Source organism: Pandoraea cepalis (genome assembly GCF_902459665.1).
Lineage (GTDB): Bacteria > Pseudomonadota > Gammaproteobacteria > Burkholderiales > Burkholderiaceae > Pandoraea > Pandoraea cepalis.
Genome location: NZ_CABPSL010000018.1, coordinates 21,885 through 34,368, shown reverse-complemented (window position 1 = coordinate 34,368; position 12,484 = coordinate 21,885). Strand labels below are relative to the sequence as shown.

Annotated in this window: 10 protein-coding genes; all 10 read right to left on the bottom strand. The window is 65.6% G+C overall.

Annotated elements, in window-relative coordinates:
- Positions 1 to 59: 59 nt before the first annotated feature.
- The 10 genes from cheY to PCE31106_RS19095 all read right to left on the bottom strand — a co-directional run bounded on the left by cheY (position 60) and on the right by PCE31106_RS19095 (position 12,475).
- Entirely contained in the window at positions 60 to 458 is a 399-nt protein-coding gene (cheY, locus tag PCE31106_RS19140; RefSeq protein ID WP_150564432.1) for a chemotaxis response regulator CheY, read from the bottom strand.
- Positions 459 to 593: 135 nt separating this feature from the next.
- Positions 594 to 1,673 (bottom strand): protein-glutamate methylesterase/protein-glutamine glutaminase, encoded by a 1,080-nt coding sequence (locus PCE31106_RS19135; protein ID WP_017233619.1) that lies wholly within the window; start codon positions 1,671 to 1,673, stop codon positions 594 to 596.
- A complete protein-coding gene (cheD, locus tag PCE31106_RS19130) occupies positions 1,670 to 2,344 on the bottom strand; it encodes a chemoreceptor glutamine deamidase CheD (protein ID WP_150564383.1) in 675 nt (224 codons plus the stop codon). The genes PCE31106_RS19135 and cheD overlap by 4 nt, the downstream gene beginning before the upstream one ends.
- A gap of 1 nt (position 2,345) precedes the next feature.
- Positions 2,346 to 3,287 carry a CheR family methyltransferase gene (locus PCE31106_RS19125; RefSeq protein WP_150564382.1) on the bottom strand — a complete coding sequence of 314 codons (942 nt, stop codon included), beginning with the start codon at positions 3,285 to 3,287 and terminating at the stop codon, positions 2,346 to 2,348.
- Between the two features lie 35 nt (positions 3,288 to 3,322).
- Positions 3,323 to 4,945, bottom strand: coding sequence for a methyl-accepting chemotaxis protein (locus PCE31106_RS19120; protein WP_254441186.1), 1,623 nt, complete (start codon positions 4,943 to 4,945; stop codon positions 3,323 to 3,325).
- 92 nt (positions 4,946 to 5,037) lie between these two features.
- Positions 5,038 to 6,810 carry a methyl-accepting chemotaxis protein gene (locus PCE31106_RS19115; protein ID WP_150564380.1) on the bottom strand — a complete coding sequence of 591 codons (1,773 nt, stop codon included), beginning with the start codon at positions 6,808 to 6,810 and terminating at the stop codon, positions 5,038 to 5,040.
- 71 nt (positions 6,811 to 6,881) lie between these two features.
- Positions 6,882 to 9,221, bottom strand: a complete 2,340-nt coding sequence (locus tag PCE31106_RS24500) for a methyl-accepting chemotaxis protein (RefSeq protein WP_150564379.1) — start codon at positions 9,219 to 9,221, stop codon at positions 6,882 to 6,884.
- Between the two features lie 72 nt (positions 9,222 to 9,293).
- Positions 9,294 to 9,809, bottom strand: a complete 516-nt coding sequence (locus tag PCE31106_RS19105; protein ID WP_017231684.1) for a chemotaxis protein CheW — start codon at positions 9,807 to 9,809, stop codon at positions 9,294 to 9,296.
- 17 nt (positions 9,810 to 9,826) lie between these two features.
- Complete coding sequence (gene cheA, locus PCE31106_RS19100) at positions 9,827 to 12,049, bottom strand: chemotaxis protein CheA (protein WP_150564378.1); 2,223 nt, start codon at positions 12,047 to 12,049, stop codon at positions 9,827 to 9,829.
- A 42-nt stretch (positions 12,050 to 12,091) separates the two neighbouring features.
- A complete protein-coding gene (locus PCE31106_RS19095) occupies positions 12,092 to 12,475 on the bottom strand; it encodes a response regulator (RefSeq protein WP_017233807.1) in 384 nt (127 codons plus the stop codon).
- Positions 12,476 to 12,484: the final 9 nt, after the last annotated feature.

The following is a 12,484-nucleotide window of genomic DNA, read 5'->3' as shown; positions in this document are numbered from 1 at the left end:
GGTCACGTAAGCGCCGTTGGGCTCACCCGGCCATTCAGTGCTCGCCTCGTGGGTCACGCTCACGCCCCTGTCTTAACCATTTTCTCGAAGATCTTGCCCAGCTTTTCATCGAGCGTCGCGGCCGTAAACGGCTTGACCACATACCCGCTCGCCCCGGCCTGGGCAGCCGCGATAATGTTTTCCTTCTTCGCTTCGGCCGTGACCATGAGCACCGGCAGCTTTGCGAGGTTCGGATCGGCTCGGATCTGCTGAAGCATCGTCAGGCCATCCATGTTCGGCATGTTCCAATCCGAGACCACGAATTCAAAGTTGCCGCCACGCAGCTTGGCCAGCGCCGCCGCACCGTCTTCCGCCTCGTCGACATTGGAGAAGCCCAGCTCCTTGAGCAGGTTTCTCACAATCCGGCGCATCGTCGGAAAATCGTCGACGACCAGGAATTTCAAGTTCTTGTCTACCATCATTACTCCAATTCAGCCGGCGCCCCGCGGGGGCCGGCGATATTCATGGGCAGATTTCGCCACCACTTGGTGCCCCAAGTGTGTCCGCAAATCGACGCGACGCATACGGCGAAAAAACGCCAAAAAAGCGCCCTACTATACCCGCTGGGTGCGATCGCCAAATTTCGCAACCTGATGCAGCACTTTGCGGGCCATTTCGTGCAACGGCACCACTTCTTCCGCCCCGCCCATCGCAATGGCCTCGCGCGGCATGCCGAACACGATGCAACTCGCCTCGTCCTGCGCGAAGGTGTGCGCGCCGGCCCGGCGCATTTCCACGAGTCCAGCCGCGCCGTCGCGGCCCATGCCCGTGAGAATCACGCCGATCGCATTGCGTCCGGCGTGAACCGCCGCGGAGCGGAACAATACATCGACCGACGGACGATGTCGATTCACCGGCGGTGCCGCATCGAGCAAGGCCACATAGTTCGCGCCGCTGCGCGAGAGCTGCAGGTGGGTGTCGCCGCCCGGCGCGATGTACGCGTGGCCCGGCAGCACCCGCTCGCCATGCTCGGCTTCCTTCACCGTAATGCGGCACAGGCCGTTCAAGCGCTGCGCGAACGACTTGGTGAAGCCCGCCGGCATATGCTGGGTAATCAGAATCGCCGGGGCGTCCGGCGGCATCGGCACGAGCACCTCACGGATCGCCTCCGTGCCGCCGGTCGACGCGCCGATGATGATCAGCTTCTCCGTCGACACCAGCGGGTTACGCAGCAGCGGCGCCGCTTCGACCGGCACGGGCGTCGCGCTCTTGGGCGGGGCGCTGCGCACCCGGGCGCGCGCGGCGCCACGAATCTTGTCGGCAATCATCTCGCCGTACTCGAGCATGCCGTCGCGAATGCCCAGGCGCGGCTTGGTCACGAAGTCCACGGCGCCGAGTTCGAGCGCGCGCAGCGTGACTTCCGAGCCGCGCTCGGTCAGCGACGACACCATGAGCACCGGCATCGGACGCAAACGCATGAGCTTCTCAAGGAAGTCGAGCCCGTCCATGCGCGGCATTTCGACGTCGAGCGTGAGCACGTCCGGGTTGTGCTGCTTGATCAGGTCGCGCGCCACGAGCGGATCGGGGGCGGTCGCCACAACGGTCATGTCCGGTTGCGCATTGATGATCTCGGTCATCAGGCTGCGCACGAGTGCGGAATCGTCCACGCACAGGACTTTGATAGGTTCGCTCAAGCCTCCTCCATTTGTCGGTTGTCAGGCCCCGGCCGAGGCTTGGCGTTTCTGGCCGGTGGCGCAAAGAGTTCTACGGAACCCCGGACTTCGCGTGCACGCAGTCGCTGCGCGTACGCCTGTTCGCGCTGGGCAATGGCCGGGTCGCCCCGGTCGCCCAGCTTTCTGACCATCACCCGCCCGGTGCGCGGCAAAAAGCATACCTTGCGCGGATGCGGTCCGAGAAGATCCTGCGCCGTGACGCGAATCTGCTCCATTTCCAGATAGCGCAACACGAAGTTCGCATTGCGATCGCCGATGTTCAGGGTGGTCATGCCCGCGAGCACCGCGCCGCCGCCGAAGACCTTCGCCTCGAGCCGTTCGCGCCGTGCGCCGAGCTTGATCAGCTCGTTGATAAGCATTTCCATGGCGTAAGCGCCGTAGCGCATCGACGCCGAGAGTATACGGTTGCGCTCGCTCTCGCCATCGTCGGGCAGCATGAAATGATTCATGCCGCCGATACCCGTGACGGTATCGCGCACACACGCGGCCACGCACGACCCGAGCACCGTCACGAGCATGATGTCGTCGGTCGTGACGTAGTACTCGGACGGCAGCAGCTTCACCGCCTGCGTGTCGAACGCATTGTCGAAGTAGTGGTTGGTGGCAAGCGCCTCGGCCAGTGGCTGCGTCATGTCAGGCCCCTCGCGCGGTCGAGCCGGCCAGCTCGTACACCGTCTGCCCGCGCAGCCGGAACGCTTGGCTCACGTAGGTGAAGTTCTCGGAGTGCCCGGCGAAAAGCAAACCATCCGGCTTGAGCAAGGGCACGAAGCGCTCGAGAATGCGCGCTTGCGTGGCCTTGTCGAAATAGATCATCACATTGCGGCAGAAAATGACGTCGAACGGACCGCCGATCTGCCACGACGGCGCGAGCAGGTTGAGCGGCGCGAACGTCACGAGCTGCTGCAGCTCCGGGCGCACCTTGATCTTGCCCTCGTTGGCGCCCGTGCCCCGCAGGAAGTGGCGGCGCAACTGCTCTTGCGAGAGCTTGCCGGTCTGCTCGCCGCTGTAGACCGCGCTCGATGCCCGCGCGAGCACCTGCGTGTCGAGATCGGTGGCGAGCACGCTCGCGCTGGGCCGCGTGCCGAGCGTGTCGACGAGCGTCATCGCGATCGAATACGGCTCTTCGCCGGTCGACGCCGCGCAGCACCAGATCGAGATCGGTTTGGCCCGCTGACGCACGAAGTCGGCGAGCAGCGGGAAATGATGCGACTCGCGGAAGAATGACGTCAGGTTGGTCGTCAACGCGTTGGTGAACGACTCCCATTCGGTCTCGCCGGTGTCAGCCTCGAGCATGTCGAGGTATTCGGTGAAGCTCGTCATCCCGAGCGCGCGCAGACGCCGCGCGATGCGGCTGTACACCATTTCGCGCTTGTGCTCCGCCAGGGCGATCCCGGCGCGCTGATAGATCAGATGACGGATGCGGCCGAAATCGGTCAGCGAGAAGGTGAAGTCGCGCTCGCCGGAGAGGGCAGCACCGCTGGCGCGCGCGAAATCCGCGCTGCGCGAGCCGACGTCGCCGTCGATGCCCGCGGCGCCTCGACGTGTCGTAGGTGATGTCGTGCGCGAATCAGTCATATCGTCTCACTTTGCCACCGCGGCAATTGTTCGCGCTATGCCGCGCGAGCCAGGGGTTGCGGCGCCGGCCCGCGACGCGGCGCGCCCATCGCGTGAACGGCCCCGCCGACACCGCTCGTCTGGAACACCGCCACCGCCGCGCGCAGATCGTGCGCCTGCGATTCAAGCGATCCCGCGGCGGCGGCCGCTTCTTCCACGAGCGCCGCGTTCTGCTGCGTCACCTCGTCCATCTGCGTCACGGCGCGGTTGACCTGCTCGATACCGCTCGACTGCTCGTTCGATGCCGCCGAGATCTCCCCCATGATGTCCGTCACGCGCTTGACCGCCTGCACGATCTCACCCATGGTCTGCCGCTGCTGAGCGACGAGCGCCGTACCGTCCTGCACGCGGCGCGCCGACTCTTCGATCAGCGCCTTGATTTCCTTCGCCGCTGCCGCACTGCGCTGCGCCAGCGTGCGCACTTCGCCCGCCACCACGGCAAAGCCACGGCCCTGCTCGCCCGCACGGGCGGCTTCCACGGCGGCGTTCAGCGCCAGAATGTTGGTCTGGAACGCGATCCCGTCGATCACACCGATGATGTCGACGATCTTGCTCGAGCTGGTCGAGATGCCGTCCATCGTCTCGCCCACCTTTCCGGAGACCTGACCGCCACGGGTCGCGATCTCCGACGCGTTCACGGCAAGCTGGCTCGCCTGGCGCGCGTTGTCGGCGTTCTGCTTGACGGTGGCGGTGAGTTGCTCCATCGACGACGCCGTTTCTTCTAGCGACGCGGCCTGCTGTTCGGTGCGTGCCGACAGATCGGTGTTGCCCGCCGCAATTTCCTGCGCCGCCGTCGTGATCGATTCGGTGCCCTCGCGGATCTGCCCGATGGTCTCGGCCAGCGTGCGCTGCATGCATTGCATCGCATAGAGCAGGCTGCTGTTATCGCCCGGCGCCAGCATCACGTGGCTTTGCAGATCGCCACTCGCGATGCGATGGGCGATGTCGGCCGCGTATTCGGGCTCGCCGCCGAGGCTGCGCTGCACGTTGCGAATGATCGCGATCATGGCGGCCGTTACGATGGCGCCGATGAGCAAGAGGGCAATGCCGTAGCGAATCAACGCACTGTAGAACGCTTCGTCGACGTCCTGCATGTACATGCCGCTCATCACACTCCAGTCCCACGGCGCGAAGTACTTCACGAACGAGAGCTTTTCCAGGCGCTTGTCGCTGCCCGCGACACGACCGTGGTATTCGACGAAGCCCGAGCCCTTCTCCTTGGCGACGCGAGCCATCTCGACGAACAGCAGCTTGCCGTTCGAATCCTTATAGTTCGAGACGTCCTTGTTCACTAGATCGGCCAGCGTCGGGTGCATGAGCACGACCGGCTTCGAGTCGAACACGACCAGGTAGCCGCTGTCGCCATAGCGCATCGTCTTCAGGCGAGCCATGGCCTGTTGCTTCGCTTCGTCGACGCTGATCTTGCCCGCCGCCGCTTGTGCCGCGTAGTCGCGCACGATACCGTCGGCACTCGTGACGACGCTTTGCACCGCCGCACGCCGCTCCGACACCATCGTGCTGCGCTCATGCCAGGCGGCCCAGCCGCCGAAAATCAAAAGACCCAGCCACATCAGCGCAAGCGCGGACCAGAGTTTTGCCTTGAGACTCAATTGCTTCATGATGTGACCCTCCACTACCTGCACGTCACGTGCGCGATGCGCGCGACGGTTTTCGTCTTGCCGATTGCTGCCAGAGCGCGCGCGGCGCGCGATCAGAAGGTCTCCCAGTCGCCGCTGGCGTCATCCGTGCCGGTGCGCGCGCTTGCCGCAGGGGCAGCCGCCGCCGCCGGTCTGCGCGGCGCGGCGGGCGCGGCCTTCGGGGCCACCGCTGACGTCGGTGCGGACGCAGCGGGCGCCGTCGCCTTCACCTTCTTCGCAACGGGACGCGCCACCGGTGCGGCCGCGAGCGTCGGCGCCGTGTGGCTGGACGCCGCCTGACTGGCGTCCAGACGGAACACCGAGACGACCGTCTTCAAACGATTGGCCTGCTCTTCGAGCGAGCCGGCCGCGGCCGCGGCTTCTTCCACGAGCGCCGCGTTCTGCTGCGTGACTTCGTCCATCTGCGTGACGGCGCGATTGACCTGTTCGATGCCGCCCGATTGCTCGCTCGATGCCGCCGAGATCTCGCCCATGATGTCGGTCACGCGCTTGACCGCCTGCACGATCTCTTCCATCGTCTGACCGGCTTGTTCGACGAGCGAGGAGCCGTCCTGGACCTTGTGGGAGGAGTCTTCGATCAGTTCCTTGATTTCCTTGGCCGCCGCCGCACTGCGCTGCGCCAGCGTGCGCACTTCGCCCGCCACCACCGCGAAACCACGGCCCTGTTCACCGGCGCGCGCGGCTTCCACCGCCGCATTCAGCGCCAGAATGTTGGTCTGAAAGGCAATCCCGTCGATTACGCTGATGATGTCGACGATCTTGCTCGAGCTGGTCGAGATGCCCTGCATCGTGCCGACCACGCGGCCCACCACTTCGCCGCCGCGTGCGGCGATGTCCGACGCGTTCACGGCAAGCTGGCTCGCCTGGCGCGCGTTGTCCGCGTTCTGCTTGACGGTGGCGGTGAGCTGCTCCATCGACGACGCCGTCTCTTCGAGCGACGCGGCCTGCTGTTCGGTGCGTGCCGACAGATCGGTGTTGCCCGCGGCAATCTGCTGCGCGGCCGAGGTGATCGACTCGGTGCCCGAGCGGACCTCCGTCACCGTGCGCACGAGGCTGTCCTGCATATGCTTCACGCCCTTGAACAGGCGCCCGGTTTCGGTGTCGTTCCACACTTCGATGCGCTGCGTCAGGTCGCCGCCCGCGATCCTCTCGAAATGCTTGATGGCGTCGTCGATGGGGCCGACGACGGCGCGCGTGAGCGTGATCTGCGTGATGATGCCCACGAGCAGGCCGATGACCAGGCCGATGCCGACCAGCCACATCACCAGCGTGTAGCGCGCCTGGGCGGCCAGGTAGCGGTTCTCGGCAGTCTTGTTCTGCAAGTCGGCCAACGCCACCATCGCCTTGGTGTAATCGGAGAAGAGGCGCGGCACGTCCATGACCGTCTTGGCGTGGAAGTCCGGGATATCGCCCGACTCAATGGCCTTGAGTGCGGGCACGATGCCCTCGTTGACCACCTTGCCACGGGCGGAGATCACTGCATCGGCCAACGGCTTTTCGCTGTCGGACATGGGCTTCGCCGCGTAAGCGCCCCACGCGTCGTCTGCCGCCTTGAGGTTCTGACGGACGCGCTCGATTGCCGTCTTGATCTCGGTCGGATCGGCAATGAACTCGATGCGCGAGAGCGTCACGCGAGCCGACAGGGTGGAAATCGTCGTCTGTGCGAGGGAGCGCGACGACGCCATGTCGTTCCTGTAGATATCGCGCAGCGACGCATTGCTTTGTTGCAGCGAGAGGAGACCCGCCGCGGCGCCGACGACCAGCAGCACCATGAAGAGTCCCAGCGCCAGCGTCAGCCGTGCCCGGATGGTGACATTCTTAAACATAACGATCTCTACCTCGTGAAGACCGGCCTGCGGCCGGCGTATCCATCTCAACTATCCGAATTACCGACCCGTCAGAATTCTTCCCACTCGCCCGAATCGCTCGCGTTTGCGCTCGACGTCGATCCGGTCGATCCGCCCGCCGGCGCCTTGCCTCGACGCGCGGCCATTTGCAGCACCTGCGCGTCCTCCGGCGTGCCGGCGGCGGCGGGCGCCGTCGGCGCCGGTGACTGCGGGCGTCGCGTGACGGTGCGCGTAGCACCGCCTGCGCTGGCCCGTGCCGGTGCAGCGCGGGCCGCCGAGACTGCCGGGGCCACCGTCGTAGCGGCCTCCGGCTGGCCTTGCGGGGAGGCGCTGTGATGCACGGTGGTACTGTGCGCCGCTGCCGCCTTGAAGGCGTCGCCGACACGGAAGACAGCCACGGCGTCGCGCAAGCGACCCGCCTGATCTTCGAGCGAGCCGGCGGCCGCCGCCGCTTCTTCCACGAGCGCCGCGTTCTGCTGCGTGACTTCGTCCATCTGCGTCACGGCGCGATTGACCTGCTCGATACCGCTCGACTGTTCGCTCGATGCCGCCGAGATCTCGCCCATGATGTCGGTCACGCGCTGCACCGCCTGCACGATTTCCTCCATCGTCTGACCGGCCTGCGCCACCAGCGTCGAGCCGCTCTCCACGCGCCCGACCGAGTCTTCGATCAGCACCTTGATTTCCTTGGCCGCCGCCGCGCTGCGCTGCGCCAGCGTGCGCACTTCGCCGGCCACCACGGCAAAGCCGCGGCCCTGTTCGCCCGCGCGTGCCGCTTCCACCGCCGCGTTCAACGCAAGGATGTTGGTCTGGAACGCGATGCCTTCGATCACGCTGATGATGTCGACAATCTTGTGCGAACTCGACGAAATCCCGTGCATCGTGTCGACCACGTTGCCGACCACGCGGCCGCCGCGGGCGGCAATCTCAGAGGCGTTCACGGCCAGCACGCTCGCCTGCTTGGCGTTGTCGGCGTTCTGTTTGACCGTGGCCGTGAGCTGCTCCATCGACGACGCCGTCTCTTCCAGCGAGGCCGCCTGCTGCTCCGTGCGCGCCGACAGATCGGTGTTGCCCGCCGCGATTTCGTGCGAGGCCACGTTGATCGATTCGATGCCTTCGCGCACGTCCGAAACGATGGACAGCAGGCTGTTCTTCATGACGGTGAGGCCGAAAAGCAACTGGCCGATCTCGTCGCGCCCCGTGCCTTCCGCCTTGACGGTCAAGTCGCCCGCCGCGATCTGCTTCGACATCGAGAGCGCCACGCGCAATGGGTGATTGATCGCGCGACGCAGCACGCTGCCGAGAACGAACAAGAGGATGATGCCGCCGATCACCGCGATCACGGTGGCCGCACGCACGAAGGTGTGGGCTTTCTGCGATTGCTGATACAGGTCGGTCGCCTGGGTGAGTTCAAGGCGCGTGAGCACATTGAGCTCGTCACGCATCGGGCCATAGGCCGGCTTCACCTTTTCGAGATACGTCTGCTGGGCGCCTTCGGCCGAACCGGCCTTCAGCATCTCGACCGTCTGTTGCAGGCCGTCGGTCGTAAAGCGCTGGCGAATCGTGTTGAAGCGCTCGGCTTGTGCGCGCGTGTCCGGGTCGACCGACGCCATGTATTCGGTCCACTCGCGATTGATGTCGTCGAGGCTGCTCGTGATCTCATCGCCCGCGCGTTTCATCGCGTCGAGGTTGGGGCTGCCCACCGCTTCGGCCACGAGCAAGACGTCGCGGTCGAGCTTCTGGCCGATGACGGCCAGCGTACTTACCGGCACCATGCCGTGCTGATAGACGCGCAGCAGTTTTCCGTTGCTGCTCGACATCCCCCAGAGGCCCAGACCGCCGACCACGGCCAACAGCGTCGCACCGAGCACGATGATGCCGGTCAGCCGCGCGCGCAGCGTGTCCAGACGGATCTTGCGCGCCACTGCCGCGAATCCGCCGCGCTCGACCTGACCGCCGCGAATGCGCAAGTTGCCGGCCTGCCCGCTGCGAAAGCGCGCGTAGACCGTCTCGGCCTGCGCCGTCGTGCCTGCCGCCGGACGCACACGCACCGACGTGAAGCCCACCACGGCACCGTTTTCCAGCGTCGGCGTTACCGTTGCGAGCACCCAGTAGAAATCGCCGTTCTTGCGGCGGTTCTTGACCAGCCCGGTCCACGTATCGCCGCGCTTGACCGTCTCCCACAGATCGCCGAAAGCTTCCGGCGGCATGTCCGGATGGCGAACGATGTTGTGCGGTGCGCCCAGCAGTTCTTCACGCGAATAGCCGCTCACCTCCACGAAGGCGGGATTGGCATACGTGATCCGCCCCTTCAGATCCGTCCGTGAGATCAGGTACTGATGCTCGCCGATGACGAATTCGTTTTGGGTGACGGGCTGGTTATTGCGCACGTGCTCGGTCTCCGTGAATGACAGGTCGGGGGGGCTCGGGTGTGTCAGGCGTGTCGGGTGGCGCGCCGGGTCTCAGCTCGCCAGGCGCTCGATGAGCGCCATGTCGCTGCTGGTCATGAGCTTCTCGATGTCCATCAGGATCAGCATGCGGCCTTCGACGGTGCCCAGTCCGGTGATGTACTCGGTGGCCAGTTGCGCGCCGAATTCCGGCGCCGGCTTGATTTCGCCACGGGCGAGCGTGAGCACGTCGGAGACCCCGTCGACTACCATGCCGACCACGCGGCCCGCCACGTTCAGAATGATCACGACCGTTTGCGTGTTGTACTCGACGCGGCCCAGACGGAATTTGATCCGCATGTCCACGATCGGCACGATGATGCCGCGCAGATTGATCACGCCCTTGATGAAGTCCGGCGCATTGGCGATGCGCGTGACCGCGTCGTAGCCGCGAATCTCCTGCACCTTCAGAATGTCGATGCCGTATTCCTCGTCACCGAGCGTGAAGACCAGAAACTCCTGACCGTCGCCATCGGTCTGCATGGCGCCGCCCTGGCGCGACACGGCATGTTCTTGCGAAAGGTTGTCCATCTGACGCGTCTCCGACTTCAGTTGAAGATGGTGGCGGCCGCCGAGCGCTGGCCGCGCTGAAGCGCCGCCACGTCGACGATCAATGCCACACTGCCGTCACCCATGATGGTGGCGGCGGAAATACCGTGAATACGGCGGTAATTGGTTTCGAGATTCTTCACCACGACTTGCTGCTGACCGACCAGTTCGTCGACGAGCAGCGCAAAGCGGCGGCCTTCGGCCTGAAGGATCACGATGATGCCCTGCGTAGGATCGGCGCGCGCCTCCGGCACGTCGAACGCGCGGTACAGCTCGACGAGCGGCAGGTACTCGCCGCGCACCAGCACGACCTGACCTTCGCCGGTCACGGCGCGAATGTCGTCGCGACGCGGCTGCAGCGACTCCATCACGAAGTTCAGCGGCAGAATGAAGATTTCCGGTCCGACCTTGACGGACATGCCGTCGAGAATCGCGAGCGTGAGCGGCAGCACGATGCGGATCGTGGTGCCCTTGCCGCGCGTGGACAGAATCTCCACGTGCCCGCCCATCTGCTGAATATTGCGCTTGACGACGTCCATGCCCACGCCGCGGCCCGACACATCGGTGATCGCCTCGGCGGTGGAGAAGCCCGGCATGAAGATCAGTTGCCACACGTCTTCGTCGGACATCGAGTCCGAGACCGGCAGCCCCTGCTGCTGGGCCTTGGCAAGGATCTTTTCGCGACGCAGGCCCGCGCCGTCGTCGCTCACTTCGATCACGATGTTGCCGCCCTGATGCGCCGCGGACAGCACGAGCTGACCGACCGGGTCCTTGCCCGAGGCCAGGCGCAGCTCCGTCGTCTCGATGCCGTGATCGAGGCTGTTGCGCACGAGGTGCGTGAGCGGATCGATAATGCGCTCGATCAGGCTCTTGTCGAGTTCGGTCGCCTGACCGAACGTGACGAGTTCGATCTGCTTGCCCAGCTTGGTCGCGAGGTCGCGCACCAGGCGCGGGAAGCGCGAGAACACGTAATCCATCGGCATCATGCGGATGGACATCACGGCCTCTTGCAGGTCGCGCGCATTGCGCTCGAGCTGGCCCATGCCGTTGAACAGGCGATCGTGAAGCATCGGATCGAGGCTGCTCGCCGTTTGCGCGAGCATCGCCTGCGTAATCACCAGCTCGCCCACCAGGTTGATGAGCTGATCGACCTTCTCCACGCCCACGCGAATCGAACTGTTCTCGTGTCCGGCCGCGCCGCCCGCCGGTGCGGCCACACGCTTCTCTGCCGGCGGATGCGCCCCATTGCCACCACTGCCACCGCCAGCGCCGGCATGCGCGGCGGGCGCCTCGGGCGGCACGATGATCGGCTCGGCCGCAGGCGGCGGCACCGGTGCCTCCTGGGCAGCCGCCGCCACCGGGGCGGCGACCGGCACTTCGATCGGTGTCGCGGCGACCGGCGCCGGAGCAAAGATTTCCGAGGTCTGCACCGGGGCGGCCACCGTCGGCTCGACCGGTGCTGCGGCGGCCATCGCCGCGGCCGCCGTCGCCGCGTCCTGCACGTCGATCTGCGACGGCTCGATCACGAAGCAGCACACCGCGAGAATATCGTCGGCGCCGCACGTGGTATCGAGCCACAGGTGCAGCGTGTCGCCGCTCGACTGGCGGCCAGCCACGTCGCCCAGGTTGCCCAGTTCTTCCGCGAGCAACGTCTGGTCCTTCTCGCCCACGCCGGTGAGCGTGACCTTCAGACGCGTCTGGCCCGGCGGGACAGCGCTTGCGGGCGCGCCGCTCGCGTCCGTCGCCGGCCCGGCAGCGGCTTCGGGGGCGGCTGGCGCGGCTGGCGCTGCGGAGGCTACCGGCGCAGCCGGTGCGGCCGCAGGGGCAGGCGCGCCGCTTTCCTCCGCGGCGAGCTGCTGGAGCACTGCGCAGATGCGCTTCATCGCCTCGGCATCGGGCTCACTGGAGGCGCGGTAGGCATTCAACTGTTGATGCAACACGTCTTTGGTTTCCAGGAAGGTGTCGACCATCTCGGTGCGCAACTGCAATTCGCCGCGGCGCGCGCGGTCCAGCAGGTTTTCCAGCAGGTGAGTGGTCTCGGTGAGCGCGGTGAAGCCGAACGTTGCGGCGCCGCCCTTGATCGAGTGGGCCGCACGGAAGATCGCATTGAGCTGCTCGTTATCGGGTGCATTGATATCGAGCGCGAGCAGGAGATGCTCCATCTCGGCGAGCAACTCTTCCGCTTCATCGAAAAAGGTCTGGTAGAACTGGGTGATATCCACCGATTTCCTCGTCCTAACTTGGTTGTGCCATCGACGACATCGTCATGCGCCTTCGCCGACGAGCGAGCCCACTACGTCGACCAATGCCTCGGGGTCGACCGGTTTGATCAGCCAGCCGCTGGCGCCCGCTTCGCGCGCCGCGGCTTTGTACGCGCCGTCGACTTCGGTGGTAAGCACCAGAATCGGCGTTTGGGCAAACGTGTCGAGTTCGCGCAGCGCGCGAATGAGCGACAGGCCGTCCATGCCAGGCATGTGCTGGTCGGTCAGCACCAGATCGAACGCCGCGTTCGACGCCAGCGCCAGGGCCTCCTGCCCGTCGCGGGCAGTCGTCACGGCGTAGCCGGCCTCGTCAAGCGTGGCCGCCAGTATCTGACGCATCGACGCAGAATCGTCGACGGCGAGAATCGTGTTGCGAAGGGCCTGCATGCGTCTCCT